Here is a 16029-nt window from a genome sequence, read left to right as displayed (position 1 = left end):
ATTATTTTCTATTTAATAATACATAATTAATATGTAGATTCTATGAAGATGCGCTTTATCTGGAGATTCTAAGAAAAATTTTCCGATAGGCTGATAAACAAATCACTGTGAACCTAAGAATCGCCTTATTCAGGTGTGCAGCAGTGCCTATCTTCCACTTTGGGAGTAGGGAGTATTAACAAAATGGCAGAATCTAGATAAATAAAAAATGAGCAAAGCTTCGATATAAGCTCTACTCATTTTACTTTAGGCACTTAAAATAGCTGATTTTTATAACTACATTTCCTTATCCAGTCCTTTTATCATATTTTCGACTTCAGGTATGATATATTTATCTGTTTTATCCAAAACTTGTCCATTTTTAACTATCATGTATGGATTGCCTAAGTAATTCAAATCTTCAACAGGATTTCCGTCAACTGCTATAAAATCTGCAAATTTTCCAGGTTCCAGAGTGCCAACTTCTTTATCTATACCTAAAACTTCAGCGTTGGATTTAGTTGCATACATTATGGCCTGCTTATTTGTAGCTCCATATTTGACATCAAGCTTTAATTCTTTCCATGTACCGTAATGAGTTACGTAAGGCATGGCAGCATCAGTACCCAGTGCCAGTTTGATTCCCTCTTTGAGTGCTGTCTGGAAGCCTGAGATCATACGTTTTTCTATAATTTTTCCATTGGCAAGTTGTACGTCAGTTAGCTTGGTATATTCTGTACTGAGATTTGCTATATAATATATAGTGAGGAATGTAGGGGTAAGAGAACTATATCCTCTTAAAGAATTGGGATTGTGCTTGAATAGGGATATTACCTCGTCATCCATTTCAGCACCATGCTCTATGGTATCTACTCCGCCTCTTAGAGCCTCTTTTAATCCTTTGGTACTTTGACAGTGACTTGCTACAAGAAGGCCTGCTCTGTGTGCTTCATCGCATATGGCTGCAATTTCATCATAGGTCATTTCTGCCCTTCCAGCTTCACCTATTTTTTTGGAATCAGTTACTCCACCCGTATTGGCTATTTTTATCAGGTCAGTTCCATTGTATACATGGGTTCTCACCTTTTTTCTTCCTTCCCAAGGTGAATCTATGGCTTCAGATACAAATTTATATCCGTGACCTCCAGTTATGCATATCATAGGTCCTGCACATAACATTGTAGGTCCCACTTCATTGCTGCTTTTTATTTCATCCCTTACTTCTAAGTCGTAATAGAAGGGATCTCCTACACTTCGAAAAGTGGTTACTCCGGCGTGAAGTGCTGCCATTGCATTTTTTTTCATGGTTTCTTTAATTAAATGTTTTCCAAGAGAAGATTTCATGTATTCCAAATTTTCATCAGGAGTTCTCTTAACTTGTTCCGGTGAATTCGGATTTCCATCTCCAAAAAGATGTACATGGGCGTTTATAATCCCTGGAAGTACATATTTACCTTTTAAATCTACAATTTTGCAATCCTTGGGGATACTTACTTCATCTTTATTTCCAAGAGATTTTATTTTACCTGCACCATCAGAAGTTTCTACTAATATTACACCTTCTTTTACAATGTCTTTCTCAAATTTTCCATCGATTATATTGCAGTTGATAAAAGCACAAATATTATTTTGTTTGTCCATAACAATCGCCCTTTCTTAATTCTCTCTTTTGAATTAATAAATGTTATTAAGAAATTATTATGATAATCTCCTTATGTGTTATTTTAGCACATTAGATTATAAAAGTTAATATTTTATTTCAAATGAACTAAATATTAATGCTTGTCCAAATAGTATTTGAAAATGATGTGAAGGTTATAAAATATCAGGGATAGAAAAATTTAAGTACATATGATAAAATTAACTTATAAGTGGTAGTACCATAGTACCAATATTTTAGTATTGAAGGATGTATTACTTTAAATATATGATTTTATTAAATTATAGAGAGGAAGATTTATTGATGCCGATAATAAAATTGCCTTATAGTAAAAGAACTGTTGAAGTTGAAATCGATGACAGGAATCTTGCTGCAGTACTTGAACCAAAGCCAGTTGATTTTAAAGTGAAACTTACAGAGGATGAAATAGTTGAAAAAGCCCTTGATAACCCAATAGGTTCTCCAAAACTGGAGGAGCTGGTAAAAGGCAAAAATAATATGGTTATAATAAGCAGTGATCATACAAGGCCCCTTCCCAGTAAGATCATAATGCCAATACTTTTAGGGAGAATAAGAAAGGTAAATCCCAATATTGACATTAAAATTTTAATTGCCACGGGATTTCACAGAGCTACAACCAGGGAGGAGCTCGTAGACAAGTTTGGTAAAGAAATAGTTGAGAATGAAAATATAATAGTGCATGACTCACGGGACAAAAGCAAATTGGTTAAAATAGCTGCCTTTCCATCGGGATGGGATCTTGAGATAAATAAGACAGCAGCTGAAACCGAGCTTTTGATAGCGGAAGGACTTATAAAATCTCATTTCTTTGCAGGTTTTTCAGGAGGAAGAAAAAGTATACTTCCCGGAATATCCTCTGCAAAAACCATTATGTCCAATCATTGTTCTGAATTTATAGCAAGTCCTTATGCCAGAACAGGTAACCTTCGAAATAATCCAACTCATATGGATATGTTAGCTGCTGCCAAAAAGGCAAAATTGGCTTTTATAATAAATGTAGTTACGGATAAAAACAAGAAAATAATAAACGCCTTTGCAGGTGACAGCAGGCTGGCTCATGAAGAAGGCTGTGAGTTTTTCAGAAAGCTGTCCAGGGTTAAAAGGGTGGAGGCCGACATAGTTATTTCCACTAATGGAGGATATCCTCTGGATCAAAATATATATCAGTCTGTCAAAGGTATGGTGGCTGCTGAAGCCACTTGCAGAAAGGGCGGTGTGATCATAATGGTGGCTGCTTGTAATGACGGCCATGGCGGACAGGCATTTTATGACAATTTGGCAAATGTGAAATCACCTCAAGAGTTTCTGAAAAAAGTCTCCAGGCTTTCTAGAAGAGATACCACGCCGGATCAATGGGAGTCACAGATGCTGGCCAGGATACTGAGTGAATTTACTGTGATTCTGGTTACGGATATGTGTGATCCAGAGCTTGTAAAAAATATTCACATGCTTCATGCCTATACTGTGAAAGAGGCCTTGAACAAAGCCTATGATATTCTGGGGAAAAATGCAAAAGTTACTGTTATACCGGACGGGGCAGCAGTAATTGTAGAATAAAGACAATTGTGGATCCCATTTTATTTCCAGGGAAATGGGATTTCTGGCAATGGCAGCTGTTAAAGCAAATATGATGGGAAAGTGGAAAAAATTACTTTACAGAACATATGTTCTATGATAATATGGAGAAAAGAATGGAAGTGGTTCTGTGGATGTTTTTGATAAATTGAAAATTCTCACCGATGCGGCGAAATATGATGTGGCCTGTACTTCCAGTGGAGTAAATAGAAGGGCAGGTACTGGTGGAATTGGAAGTTCTGTGGCCTGTGGAATATGTCACAGCTTTTCGGCAGATGGAAGGTGTATTTCACTTTTAAAGGTTTTGATGACAAATGTCTGTGTTTATGATTGCAAATACTGCGTAAATAGACGTTCAAATGATGTGCCCAGAGCTTCATTTACGCCGCGTGAACTGGCGGATTTGACAATGAATTTTTACCGCCGTAATTATATAGAGGGACTTTTTTTGAGTTCCGGAGTGTTTAAAAATCCTGATTACACCTGTGAGCGGATGATTCGGGTGCTTGAGCTCTTGAGAAATGAATACAAATTTTTTGGATATATACATGTAAAAGCTATTCCAGGGGCTGACAGCAGGCTTATACATAAGCTTGGCATTTTGGGAGACAGAATGAGTGTGAACATTGAGCTTCCGTCACAGAACAGCTTGAAGCTGCTGGCACCGGACAAGTCAAAAGGTTCCATTTTAACACCTATGGGCTATATTAAAGATTGTATAGTACAAAATTCCAGAGATGCTGCAAGATACCGACATGCATATAAATTTGCACCGGCAGGTCAGAGCACCCAGATGATTATAGGTGCTACCCCCGATACTGACTTTCACATTTTGAACCTGGCGGAAGGACTTTACAGGAAATACAAACTTAAAAGGGTGTTTTTTTCTGCATACATACCGGTAGCTGAGAATTCACTGCTTCCCCGGGTGAATACCAGGCCTCCACTTTTACGTGAACATCGCCTCTATCAGGCTGACTGGCTTTTGAGATACTATGGCTTCAGGGCAAATGAAATTTTGGATAGGAGGCATCAGAGCTTCAATCCATATATAGATCCTAAATGCAACTGGGCACTGAATCACGGAGAGTATTTTCCGATAGATGTAAACAGGGCGTCTTATGAAAAACTGATAAGAGTACCCGGAATTGGCATAAGAAGTGCAAAGAGAATCGTAGCTGCCAGGCGGAATTTTTTACTGAATTTTGAAGCACTCAAAAAAATAGGAGTTGTACTCAAAAGAGCCCAATATTTCATTTTGTGTTCCGGAAATACAATAGAGGGGCTGAATACGGAAAGGGATGCAGTTATAAGGGCGCTTATGTCCAGAGGATCTGTAGATAGATATTATAGAGATTTTACTTTAGGAAAAAAGCATGAACAGATGTCTTTTTTTGATAAGCTTCCATTGGCATAGGGGGAATGCAGATGATCAAAAGATCAAATATTATATATAAATATGATGGAACTTTTGAAGGGTTCATGTGCTGTGTGTTTGAAAGCTATTATAAAAAAGAAATACCTATGGATATCATATCTTCTGCTCAATTTCAGACTACCTTTTTCCCGGTAAGGGAAATTGTTACGGATTTTAAGGAATCCACAAGGGTCATAAATTCAATACCCAGAAAAATGGGAAAATCTGCCCTTGAATTTTTAAGATGTGCTTTTTTGACATGTATGTCTCAGAAAGAAATGTATATGCTCTTGTTTTTGAGGAGAGGATATCATTACGGGTCCTCAGTTATGAGTATGTTTGGGGATGAGGTGGTGGATAAATTGTTTAAAGCTGTAAAATACTTAAAAAGTGAAAGCCATCTTCTAAAGGGATTTTTGAGATTTTCCATCTTCAGTGATATACTGGTATCACAAATTGAACCCCGGAATTATGTACTTCCTCTTATTGCCGGGCATTTTTGCCAGAGGTATGCTGAAGAACATTTTTTAATTTACGATAAAACGCATGATATGGCACTTGTGTACAGACCACATGAATACAAAATTATTCCCATGGTCAATTTACAGATGGCAAAAGCGGATGACCAGGAGAAATATTTTAGAAGGTTGTGGAGAATGTTTTACAATACAGTTGAAATAAAAAACAGGAGAAACCTTAAATGCCGTAGCAGTAATATGCCAAAGCATTACTGGAAATATATGACGGAATTTCAGGGCAGTGATCTGCATTGATTTGTCGCAGCTCAAGTGATTCTAAGGTATTAAAAAAACTAAATGGTACTGGAGGGGATAATATGGAGATCGATTATGGAAAGCTCATTTCAAAAGCTTTTCAGGGAAGAAAAAATGCCTATGCACCTTATTCTGGTTTTAAGGTGGGAGCGTCGGTATTGACTGAAGATGGGGATATATACACTGGCTGTAATATAGAGAATGCTTCCTATGGAGCCACCAATTGTGCAGAAAGGACTGCCATATTCAAGGCTGTGTCTGAAGGACATGAAGCTGTGAGGGCAATTGCCATAGCTGGAGCAGAAAATAATTATACCTGGCCCTGCGGTATCTGCAGGCAGGTAATGGCTGAATTTGCTTTACCGGATATGAAAATAATTCTTGCTAAAAATGAAAAAGAATATATTGTTAAAACTTTAAATGAAATTTTACCTGGAGCTTTTACCAAAAAGGATTTATCATAGAGTTATGACATCAGAGTTCAATCCTTATAGATTTTAGACTGATGATGAAAAGCATCATTGATTGTACACTGTGAATTGGGAAAGAGGTGAGTTTTAGTGAAAGCGAGGTACTTAGAATGTACGACTTTCACTATGAGATCATATGGATATTGCTAAAATAATTGATCATACGGCACTAAAACCGGACACTACAAAAAAGCAGATCATTCAGCTGACAAAAGAAGCTAAACAGTATGGATTTGCATCTGTGTGTGTAAATCCAAAATGGGTTAAACTTGCAGGTGAGGAATTGAAAGGCAGTGGAATAAAGGTATGTACTGTCATAGGCTTCCCCCTCGGGGCCAACACTACTGAAGCAAAAGTTTTTGAAGCAGTGGATGCCATTAAAAATGGCGCATCGGAATTGGATATGGTTATAGATATAGGTGAACTTAAGGATAAGAATGATGCTTATGTGGAAAAGGATATTAGAAGTGTTGTGGAAGCGGCAGAAGGAAAGGCGCTGGTAAAGGTGATTATTGAAACCTGCCTTTTAAATGATGAGGAAAAAGTGAGAGCCTGCAGGATAGCTGAGAAATCAGGTGCGGATTTTGTAAAGACCTCTACTGGATTTTCCAATGCGGGAGCTGTAGTAAAAGACGTAAAATTGATGCGCAGTACCGTTGGGGATGATATGGGAGTTAAGGCCGCCGGAGGTATTCATACCAGAGAAGAGGCCGTTGATATGGTTGAGGCAGGGGCAAATCGTATTGGAACGAGTTCCGGAGTTTCCATTGTTAAAGGATAGTTATTCTATAATGTGAGATTATTCACTTGAAGAAAAACCTTCCCCATGGGGAAGGTTTTAGATGAACCTAAGAATTACTTTATGAAAGGGGAATTTGTAATGAGAGCATTTGAGAGAGTACATATCATAGTTATGGACTCGGTGGGCATTGGCGAATCACCAGATTCAAATGAATTTGGTGATTTTGGTGTAAACACACTGGTGCATATTGCGGAGAAAAAAGATGGACTTGATATGCCGTATATGTCGGCGTTGGGATTATCTAATATTTGTGAAATCAAAGGAATAGAAAAAGCTGTCTTCCCCAAAGCTTATTTCGGGAAAATGCGGGAGGCTTCCCGGGGAAAAGATACTATGACGGGACATTGGGAGATGATGGGATTATATATTGACAAACCATTCCGCGTTTTTCCCAATGGCTTTCCACAGGAGTTAATTGAAAAAATAGAGAGATTTTCGGGAAGAAAGGTCATAGCAAATAAGCCTGCCAGTGGAACGGAGATTATGAAAGAATTAGGGGAGAGACAGCTTAAGACCGGTGAGCTCATTGTCTATACCTCGGCAGATTCCGTACTTCAAATTGCAGCACAGGAAGATGTCATACCACTTGATGAACTCTATAGGATATGCAGGTACTGCCGTGATATAACAAAGGATGAGCCCTATGTCTTGGGAAGAATTATTGCAAGACCTTTTGTAGGAAAAACAGCGGATACCTTTAAAAGGACCCCGAATCGCCATGACTATGCTTTGAAACCTTTTGGTAAAACGGTGATGGATTACTTGAAGGAAGCCGGTCTGGATTGTATTGCAATCGGCAAAATTTCCGATATTTTTGATGGAGAAGGTATTACACGGGCAGTCAGAAGTAAAAATAATATGGATGGTATGGATAAATTAATTGCACTGCTGGATGAAAAATTTCACGGTATCAGTTTTATAAATCTGGTTGATTTTGATGCAGCTTATGGACATCGCCGCAATCCTGTTGGCTATGGAAATGCACTGGAGGACTTTGACAAAAGGCTGCCGGAGGTTTTTGAAAAATTGAATGAGGATGATTTGTTGATAATTACCGCAGATCATGGAAATGATCCCACTTATACTGGAACAGATCACACCAGAGAATTTGTGCCGCTTCTTGTTTACTCAAAGAGATTTGATACTGGAAAAAGCTTGGGTGTACGCAGAACATTTTCTGATGTAGGGGCTACAATTGCGGATAATTTCAAAGTACAATTACCGAAATATGGGGAAAGTTTCTTAAACAAATTAAAATGAAAGGGTAATAAAAATGAGAATGATGGATGTAATTTCAAAAAAAAGAGATGGAGGGGAACTCAGCAGGGAGGAGATCAATTTTTTTGTAAGAGGCTATACCAGTGGAGCAATTCCGGATTATCAGGCAAGTGCCCTGGCTATGGCGATCTATTTTCAGAATATGAGTGCCAGAGAGATGTCTGATCTTACAATGTCAATGGTGAGATCTGGTGAGACTGTGGATTTGTCGGAGATCAGAGGCATAAAAGTTGATAAGCATTCTACTGGTGGTGTGGGAGATACCACAACACTTGTGCTGGCACCTCTCGTTGCATCCCTGGATATACCTGTTGCAAAGATGTCAGGACGTGGTCTGGGACATACTGGTGGAACTATTGACAAGCTGGAGTCTATTGATGGGTTTCATGTGGAAATTACAAAGGATAAATTTATTCAGCTGGTAAATGATGATAGAATTGCAATCATGAGCCAGACGGGTAATTTGACTCCGGCAGACAAGAAATTATATTCTCTCCGGGATGTAACGGGAACAGTGGAATCCATACCCTTGATTGCAAGTTCCATAATGAGTAAAAAAATTGCGGCAGGAGCTGATGCCATAGTACTGGATGTTAAAACAGGTGCGGGGGCTTTTATGAAGACCGATAAAGATGCGGAAAAGCTTGCACTTGCCATGGTTAAGATAGGAAACAGTGTGGGCAGGAACACCATGGCTGTAATTTCAGATATGTCACAGCCGCTGGGATTTGCCGTAGGTAATGCCCTTGAAGTAAAAGAAGCTATTGATACACTAAGGGGAGAAGGGCCAGAAGATCTTACGGAACTGGTTCTGACACTTGGGAGTGAGATGGTGGTTCTGGCTAAAAAAGCAGATACGTTGGAAGAGGCCAGAGGAAAACTTATTGAATCAATAAAAGTTGGCAGAGCCCTTGAAAAGTTCAAGGCCTTTATTGAAAATCAAGGGGGAGATCCGTCAATTGTGGATAACCCTAAAAAATTACCACGGGCAAAATATAAAATTGATCTGACCGCATTGAAAAGTGGCGTTGTCTCCAATATTGTGGCCGATGAAATTGGAATATCGGCAATGCTTCTTGGGGCAGGCAGGGCTACTAAAGAGGATAAGATAGATCCCTCCGTGGGGCTTGTGCTTCATAAGAAGATTGGCGATAGGGTAGAAAAAGGGGAAAAATTTTTAACCATACATTCTAATTGCCGGGATGTTGAGGAAATAAAAACCAGAATCTACAAGAATATAACTATCGGCAGCAGGGCTGAAAAGCCAGTATTAATACATAAGGTTATTATGAAATAAATACAAAAATAACGTACCTGAATTTGATTTATATAAACTAGGTACGTTTTCTGCATGATAAATTTTAATATCATATAAATAAATTTACATTGGAATCTTCAGCTTCACCTAGATAATAGCCAACACCTCCTACTTTGACGCCGTCTATGAGTTCTTCTTTTTTAAGGCCCATAACGTCCATGGACATCTGACAAGCTACTATCTCTATACCATTGTCTAAAGCTGATTTGATCAGGTTTTCAAGAGAGGTTATGTTTTTATCTTTCATAACTTTTCTTATCATTTTAGTACCCATACCCATCATGTTCATTTTGGACAGTTTTAATTTTTTACTGCCCCTTGGCATCATGAATCCGAACATGGAATCCATAAAACCCTTTTTTACAGGAACTTTTTCACTCTTCCTTAAAATATTCAATCCCCAGAATGTAAAGAACATAGTGACTTTTTTACCCATGGATGCAGCTCCGTTTGCTATGATAAAGGAAGCTATAGCTTTGTCTAAATCACCGCTGAACACTACCATGGTCTTGTTGTCCCTCACAGGTGGAATATCTTTTATAGGTTTTTCTGTCTCGACTCTGTTATTTTGTTTTTTTTTAATGAAGGCAGTGATATTGCTTTTATCTCTTCTTAAATCAATGAGTTCGTTATATGTCCTCCTGCACCATGCCTTTATATCTTCGTAAAAACCCGGGTCGGAAGCAGTCACTTTTAGAATCTGTCCCTCTGTTAAATCATCCACAGCTGCTTTGACCTGCATGAGCGGTCCGGGACAGCAAAGTCCACATGCATCAAGGCTTTTGTCATAATCCAATTTATCCAGAGCTATTTCGGATTTTAAAGTTTGTGTATCCTGGTCTAAAATTTGCTTTTGATAGTTATTGATATTTTTATCACGTATTTCAGGAGTATAGTTTAAGATCGATAGACTTTTGTATCCACCGGTTATGTTTTTAGCTCTGTATCCGTGCTGGGAAAGTATTCTTGCCGCAACATATCCCCTGAGGCCAACTTGACAGTATGCAATGATCTCCTTATTTTTATCCAATTCGTTAAGTCTTTCTCTTAAATTATCTACAGGTATATTTACAGCCCCCTCAAGATGGCCATTGTTAAATTCTATTTCTGAACGTACATCCAGAAGGACAGTATTTTCTCTATTATAATTTAAAAATTCCATTGGAGTAATAACATCAACTTTACCGGAAAGAACATTTTCAGCCACAAAACCCGCCATATTTACAGGATCCTTTGCCGAGGAAAATGGAGGTGCATAGCATAGTTCCAGTTCTGTCAAATCTGATACCGAGCCGCCAAGTCTCATTGTAGCTGCGATAACGTCAATTCTTTTATCAACACCGTCATAGCCTATAGCCTGGGCACCCAGGATTTTACCTGTTTCATTGAATATAAGCTTTATGGACATAGGGAGGGCAGCTGGATAATATGATGCATGGGAAGCCGGATGAACATATATAACTTTGTAAGGTATGTTAAGTCTCTTTAAAGTTCGTTCATTATTTCCTGTGCTTGCAGCGGTCAGTCCAAAAATTTTGATTATTGCAGTACCCTGGGTGCCCTTATATGTTGAATTTAACCCTGCTATGTTGTCTGCAGCTATTCTTCCCTGCTTATTTGCCGGCCCGGCCAGAGGTACTGCAGTATTTTGCTTGTTGACGAAATCAGTCACTTCGACAGCATCTCCCACAGCATAGATATTCTCAATATTTGTTCTCATTTTACTGTCAACTAATATATGACCTTTTGTTCCAAGCTTTATTTTGCTATTTTTTATGAAATCAGTATTTGGGGTAACTCCTATAGATAGTATGGCCAGGTCGGCAGTAATATTTGTATTGCTGTTTAAGGTGATTTCAATATTATCCTCACTGTCTTTAAAAGATTTTACTCCGTCATTTAATATTAGATCTATGCCGTTTTCCACAAGTTCTTTTTCAGCCATGACTGCCATGTCTGAATCAAAGGGTGCTAAAATGTGTGGCGCGGCCTCGACTAAAGTAACCCTCAATCCTCTTTCTTTAAGATTTTCAGCCATTTCAACGCCAACATATCCACCGCCTATCACCACGGCACTGTTTACTCCTTTTTTATCAACGAATGATTTTATATTATCCGTGTCCGGTATATTCCTTAAAGTGAAAATTTTACTGCTGTTTATACCCTCAATTTTTGGCTTGATAGCTTTTGCACCGGGAGATAATAACAGATAATCATAATTTTCATCATAAGTTTTTCCATTTTTGTTTTTTACTTTTACTGTGTTTTTGTTAACGTCCACATCTGTAATTTCACTGTTCACCCTTACATCTATATTGAACCTGGCGTGCATACTTTCAGGTGTCTGAACCAGGAGTCTTTGTCTTTCCTTGATTGTTTCACCTATGTAATAGGGAAGACCGCAGTTTGCGAAAGATATATAATTGTCTTTTTCAAACATTATTATTTGGGCATTTTCATCCAATCTTCTCAGCCTTGCAGCTGCAGACGCTCCTCCTGCAACTCCGCCTACCACTAATATTTTTTTACTCATAAGAATTCCTCCTTCTATAATATTTTAAATTGAGTTTCACAAAAGATTAAAATAAAATTTGAATTAGTTTGATTACCATGGGGTTGCAAACTTTATAATTGATTTCAAGTCCATTTCGGGTGCCTTCTATGATTCCCGCTGTCCTCAGTTTCTGAATATGCTGTGACAGGGTGGATTGTGGTATTTCGAGACAATCCTGCATATAGCTTACATTACATTGTCCCTTTTCCAGCAGCCCTTTGACTATGCAGAGTCTGACAGGGTGTGCCAGTACTTTGAGGATTTCGGCTTTCTCATTGTAATCTTTAAAATTTTTATTCATAGCTGTACCTCTTTCAAAAGATATTCTTATATCGTTATATTTATATATTACAATATAACGATAAAATGTTCAACAGTTTTATTCAAAATTATTGGTGTTTATTCGCGATGACATTTAATATTTACACTTTATACTTTTGATCCTATCTTGACATTGTATAAATAAAATATTATCATTTGATTATTATGAGCAAATGATGCTTATATGGCAGTTCCTATAATTGTACTAATAAAACGGAGAAGGAGTGACATCAGATTTTATGAAGATATTAAAAAAATTTTTACAGTATTACAGGCCTTATAGATTTCTTTTTTATGCAGATATTCTCTGTGCGCTTGTAGTATCGCTGGTGGATTTGGCATTTCCTTTAATTTTAAGCTATCTTTCAAAGAATATTTTTGTAAAGGATAAAATAGTTATACTTAATTCCATATTATATATTGGGACAGCCCTGATTGCGCTGTATATACTTAAATATTTCTGTCAGTATTTTATTGCTTCCTGGGGTCATATTATGGGAGCTAGAATGGAAAATAATATGAGAAAGGATTTATTTTATCATCTTCAGAAGATGTCTTTTTCTTATTATGATGAAAACAATACAGGTCAGATGATGTCCATACTTGTATCGGATCTGTTTGATATATCAGAACTGGCCCATCATGGACCGGAAAATGTATTTATTTCGGCAATTAAAATAATAGGCTCTTTTGCAGTACTCATGTTAATCAATGCTGAAATGACACTTATACTTTTTGCAGTGACTGTAGTGATGGTAGTATTCTCATTCTATGAAAATAAAAAAATGCAGAAAATATTCTTTGACAACAGAAAAAAAATGGGCAATATAAATTCCTCTGTTCAGGATAGCCTCCTTGGGATAAGGGTTGTAAAGTCTTTTGCCAATGAAGATATTGAAAGAGATAAATTTGACAGAAACAACAATGCATATCGTATTTCAAGGGAAAAAAGTTATAAAGTTATGGGAAGATTTATAGCAGGAAATACTTTTTTTGAAGGGCTTTTGTATGTGGTGATACTTGTTACAGGAGCATTTTTTATAGCCAATGGTTCTTTGACGATACCAGATCTTGCCGTATATGCTCTTTATATAAACATATTTATAAATCCAATAGATATACTGATAAATTTTGCAGAGCAGTTTCAAAAGGGATTTGCCGGATTTAAGAGATTTTTAAATATTGTAACTGTGGAACCTGAAATAGTGGATAAAAAAGATGCCGTACCTTTAGAAAATGTAAAGGGTAATATAGAATATAAAAATGTTTCTTTCAGCTACAATTCTAAAAAGCAGGTACTTAAAAATATAAATGTGGAAATAAAAGCAGGCAGGAAGATTGCATTTGTAGGACCTTCAGGGGGAGGGAAAACTACAATTTGTTCACTTCTTCCAAGATTTTATGATGTTTCATCAGGCTCTGTAATGATAGATGGAAAAGATGTGAGGGATGTTACTCTTGAATCGTTGAGAAATTCCATTGGAATAGTACAGCAGGACGTCTATTTGTTCTCTGGAACCCTGAAGGAGAATATAAGATATGGAAAACCGGAGGCATCTGACGAGGAGATAATAGAGGCAGCCAAGGAAGCTAATATTCATGATTATATAATGAGCCTGGATAATGGCTATGACACCTATGTGGGGGAAAGAGGGGTCAAGCTTTCAGGAGGACAGAAACAGAGAATTTCAATTGCAAGGGTGTTTCTTGAGAACCCTCCCATACTTATATTGGATGAGGCTACCTCTGCATTGGACAATGAAAGTGAAAGCTTTATACAAAAATCCCTTGAAAAGCTGGCTAAAAACAGGACTACTATAGTTATTGCCCACAGACTCAGCACGATAAGAAATGCCGATGAGATAATAGTCATTGATGATGAAGGAATAAAGGAGAGGGGAAGTCACAGTGAACTTCTTCAAAAAGGAGGACTTTACGCGTATTACTACAATATGCAGTTTGAAGGGTTGGATATAAGAGAATAAAGGCCTTAACATTTATTCGTCAAAAATAGTTTCATAAATTTTCATCTATGATTGTTTTGGCTTTATCCAAAACAATTTAAAAGAGGCGAGATATATGAAGAATAAAAAAGAAGTTGCTCATGAAGTACCAGTTCAAGAGCAGCTAGCAGAAAATTAAATCAATTTATCAGATTTTGCTCTTATTTCGAGTTGAATTTGCGTAGGCAATTGTTGATATATTTCTTTTATGTAATCTTTATTAGTTATGGCCTCATAAATTGCTTCTGAAAGAATTTTAGTGAATTGTTTTTTAGTTAGATCGGATACTTTTTCAAATTCAACAGATGATACCACGGAACTCACAGCTTTATTTATAGAGCTTTTTAACATAACCACCACCCCACTTATTTTTTAAAAAGTGCATATATATTATATGCAGGGGAAATTATCACAGAGAAAAAAATGGGGGAATGTAAAAATGTCAAGTACAACTATATTATTTGTTGTTATAGGGCTGGCCATTGGAGTGGGAACTACAGTATTGGTACTCCTGCCAGCTTTAAAGAGGAAGGGTGTTGACACTGGAGAGATATTACAAAAGGTTGATGCCGGCCTGCAGGAGGTCAAAAAATATACTGATGCTGCAAAAGCTATAGTACCGGGTAATAAATTTCTGAATATTTTGAGTATCATAGAACACTATGCGGAGATAGGTGTAGGGCAAGCTCAGCAGCTCAATATATCTTCACAGCTTCCAGCAGACCAGAGGAAAAAGAGTGCTGAAGATTATGTATATAGTGTACTTCAAAAGTTGGGTATAGAAGTTGATGACAATGTAAAAATCATAGTTTCCGGGGCGATAGAGAGTAAAGTATATGAACTCAAAAGTCCAGAAGAGAAAAAGTCAGCTGGGCAGACGGCGGCTCAAACTCAAATATCGCAGCTTCAAACTCAAAATTCACAGCTCCAGAGTGAAAGAGACAAGCTACAGCAGGAAAACGGAGAATTGAAAAAGAAAATTACTGATATGCAAAGTACTGTGGCTTCTGTGAAAAGTACAACTAATATGACACAGCCAGCACAGCCGACACAATAATTTTAAGGCCTAGAGTAGCGTAAAATCTATTCTAGGTCATTGTTTTAGATTTCTATATAGTTATAATTCATTTAAAATTGAACTATTAGAATCGTTATTTTGTTGATACAAATCCGAATTTAAATATAGCTCAGGATTATTTGATAATAGGGGATTTTCAGATATTAATTTGGCTTGTTTTTGTATTTCCCCATTGCGGGAAGATAATAAAGCGCTTTTGATAGAGTCTTCCTGATCTTGAGTAATAATACCGCTTGATACAAGTTTGTCTAATGGAGATTGTGAATTAGTGTTTGAATAAGTTGAAGATGCAGTATTTAATGATGAAATGGCATTTTTAATAGAATTTTCTTGTTCCTGAGTAATAGTATTATTTTCTACTAAACTATCTAGGGTGGAATTGAGTATATTATTAGTATTAGAAGTCTGCAGTGAATTTAAGGTGCTCAATGCTTCAGGGCTAAGTTGAATTGAATCCAGTCCCAAACTTGAAATTGAATCATCCGTGTTATCTGAATCGTCATCTGAACTTAAAAGTGGATCTTGAAAAATTTGATTATTTGAGTTTATGCTGTATAAGTATGGAATTAAAGAGCTAATGTCATTGGACATAATTACACTTCCTTTGTATAATGTAGTGTACAAGGCATTGTAAGCCCCTTGTCATGGCTATTTATAATTGTATCTATTGGTGTTTATGTATTTATATACATTTGTTATAATTTTAAAACTGTTTCCTTAATATTTTCTTAAACTATATAAAAATTTAGATAAAAAATATCGAAAAGTATAGTCTAAAAA

At 37.0% G+C, this 16029-nt stretch carries 14 protein-coding genes; 9 read left to right on the top strand and 5 right to left on the bottom strand.

The window, feature by feature from the left end:
* Positions 1–276: 276 nt before the first annotated feature.
* A complete protein-coding gene (locus tag J5G60_RS09580) occupies positions 277–1620 on the bottom strand; it encodes an amidohydrolase family protein (protein ID WP_150357124.1) in 1344 nt (447 codons plus the stop codon).
* 322 nt (positions 1621–1942) lie between these two features.
* On the opposite strand from J5G60_RS09580, the gene larA reads away from it, so the two are divergent.
* From larA to J5G60_RS09545, 7 genes are all read left to right on the top strand, one after another.
* A complete protein-coding gene (gene larA, locus J5G60_RS09575; RefSeq protein ID WP_150357123.1) occupies positions 1943–3217 on the top strand; it encodes a nickel-dependent lactate racemase in 1275 nt (424 codons plus the stop codon).
* Positions 3218–3365: 148 nt separating this feature from the next.
* Positions 3366–4652 (top strand): putative DNA modification/repair radical SAM protein, encoded by a 1287-nt coding sequence (locus J5G60_RS09570; protein WP_150357122.1) that lies wholly within the window; start codon positions 3366–3368, stop codon positions 4650–4652.
* An 11-nt stretch (positions 4653–4663) separates the two neighbouring features.
* Complete coding sequence (locus J5G60_RS09565; protein WP_150357121.1) at positions 4664–5425, top strand: TIGR03915 family putative DNA repair protein; 762 nt, start codon at positions 4664–4666, stop codon at positions 5423–5425.
* A gap of 68 nt (positions 5426–5493) precedes the next feature.
* Entirely contained in the window at positions 5494–5889 is a 396-nt protein-coding gene (locus J5G60_RS09560) for a cytidine deaminase (RefSeq protein ID WP_150357129.1), read from the top strand.
* 142 nt (positions 5890–6031) lie between these two features.
* Positions 6032–6676 carry a deoxyribose-phosphate aldolase gene (deoC, locus tag J5G60_RS09555; RefSeq protein WP_150357120.1) on the top strand — a complete coding sequence of 215 codons (645 nt, stop codon included), beginning with the start codon at positions 6032–6034 and terminating at the stop codon, positions 6674–6676.
* Between the two features lie 99 nt (positions 6677–6775).
* Positions 6776–7957 (top strand): phosphopentomutase, encoded by a 1182-nt coding sequence (gene deoB, locus J5G60_RS09550; RefSeq protein ID WP_150357119.1) that lies wholly within the window; start codon positions 6776–6778, stop codon positions 7955–7957.
* A 13-nt stretch (positions 7958–7970) separates the two neighbouring features.
* Positions 7971–9272 carry a pyrimidine-nucleoside phosphorylase gene (locus J5G60_RS09545; protein ID WP_150357118.1) on the top strand — a complete coding sequence of 434 codons (1302 nt, stop codon included), beginning with the start codon at positions 7971–7973 and terminating at the stop codon, positions 9270–9272.
* A gap of 70 nt (positions 9273–9342) precedes the next feature.
* On the opposite strand, the gene J5G60_RS09540 is transcribed toward J5G60_RS09545, so the two are convergent.
* Together J5G60_RS09540 and J5G60_RS09535 are read right to left on the bottom strand one after the other, a co-directional pair.
* A complete protein-coding gene (locus tag J5G60_RS09540) occupies positions 9343–11826 on the bottom strand; it encodes a CoA-disulfide reductase (protein ID WP_150357117.1) in 2484 nt (827 codons plus the stop codon).
* A gap of 46 nt (positions 11827–11872) precedes the next feature.
* Positions 11873–12148, bottom strand: coding sequence for an ArsR/SmtB family transcription factor (locus J5G60_RS09535; RefSeq protein WP_150357116.1), 276 nt, complete (start codon positions 12146–12148; stop codon positions 11873–11875).
* Between the two features lie 259 nt (positions 12149–12407).
* On the opposite strand from J5G60_RS09535, the gene J5G60_RS09530 reads away from it, so the two are divergent.
* Complete coding sequence (locus tag J5G60_RS09530; RefSeq protein ID WP_207876533.1) at positions 12408–14153, top strand: ABC transporter ATP-binding protein; 1746 nt, start codon at positions 12408–12410, stop codon at positions 14151–14153.
* Positions 14154–14306: 153 nt separating this feature from the next.
* Here the strand turns inward: J5G60_RS09530 and J5G60_RS09525 are convergent, their stop codons facing one another.
* Positions 14307–14522, bottom strand: coding sequence for a hypothetical protein (locus tag J5G60_RS09525; RefSeq protein ID WP_150357114.1), 216 nt, complete (start codon positions 14520–14522; stop codon positions 14307–14309).
* An 88-nt stretch (positions 14523–14610) separates the two neighbouring features.
* Between J5G60_RS09525 and J5G60_RS09520 the strand changes: the two genes are divergently transcribed.
* The gene (locus J5G60_RS09520; RefSeq protein ID WP_150357113.1) at positions 14611–15228 is read left to right on the top strand and encodes a hypothetical protein; all 618 of its coding nucleotides are present in this window, start codon (positions 14611–14613) and stop codon (positions 15226–15228) included.
* A 60-nt stretch (positions 15229–15288) separates the two neighbouring features.
* Here the strand turns inward: J5G60_RS09520 and J5G60_RS09515 are convergent, their stop codons facing one another.
* Complete coding sequence (locus J5G60_RS09515) at positions 15289–15840, bottom strand: hypothetical protein (RefSeq protein WP_150357112.1); 552 nt, start codon at positions 15838–15840, stop codon at positions 15289–15291.
* Between the last annotated feature and the right edge of the window lie 189 nt (positions 15841–16029).

Origin of the sequence: Clostridium sp. HV4-5-A1G, assembly GCF_900184915.1 — a bacterium.
GTDB classification, from domain to species: domain Bacteria; phylum Bacillota; class Clostridia; order Clostridiales; family Clostridiaceae; genus Clostridium_B; species Clostridium_B aromativorans.
Note: the sequence above shows the minus strand (reverse complement) of the source record. Positions and strands in the feature narration are given on the sequence as shown.

Coding starts and splice junctions, on each gene's coding strand:
- J5G60_RS09580 (WP_150357124.1), bottom strand. CDS start 1,620: ATGGACAAACAAAATAATATTTGTGCTTTTATCAACTGCAATATAATC.
- larA (WP_150357123.1), top strand. CDS start 1,943: ATGCCGATAATAAAATTGCCTTATAGTAAAAGAACTGTTGAAGTTGAA.
- J5G60_RS09565 (WP_150357121.1), top strand. CDS start 4,664: ATGATCAAAAGATCAAATATTATATATAAATATGATGGAACTTTTGAA.
- deoC (WP_150357120.1), top strand. CDS start 6,032: ATGGATATTGCTAAAATAATTGATCATACGGCACTAAAACCGGACACT.
- deoB (WP_150357119.1), top strand. CDS start 6,776: ATGAGAGCATTTGAGAGAGTACATATCATAGTTATGGACTCGGTGGGC.
- J5G60_RS09545 (WP_150357118.1), top strand. CDS start 7,971: ATGAGAATGATGGATGTAATTTCAAAAAAAAGAGATGGAGGGGAACTC.
- J5G60_RS09540 (WP_150357117.1), bottom strand. CDS start 11,826: ATGAGTAAAAAAATATTAGTGGTAGGCGGAGTTGCAGGAGGAGCGTCT.
- J5G60_RS09535 (WP_150357116.1), bottom strand. CDS start 12,148: ATGAATAAAAATTTTAAAGATTACAATGAGAAAGCCGAAATCCTCAAA.
- J5G60_RS09530 (WP_207876533.1), top strand. CDS start 12,408: ATGAAGATATTAAAAAAATTTTTACAGTATTACAGGCCTTATAGATTT.
- J5G60_RS09525 (WP_150357114.1), bottom strand. CDS start 14,522: ATGTTAAAAAGCTCTATAAATAAAGCTGTGAGTTCCGTGGTATCATCT.
- J5G60_RS09520 (WP_150357113.1), top strand. CDS start 14,611: ATGTCAAGTACAACTATATTATTTGTTGTTATAGGGCTGGCCATTGGA.
- J5G60_RS09515 (WP_150357112.1), bottom strand. CDS start 15,840: ATGTCCAATGACATTAGCTCTTTAATTCCATACTTATACAGCATAAAC.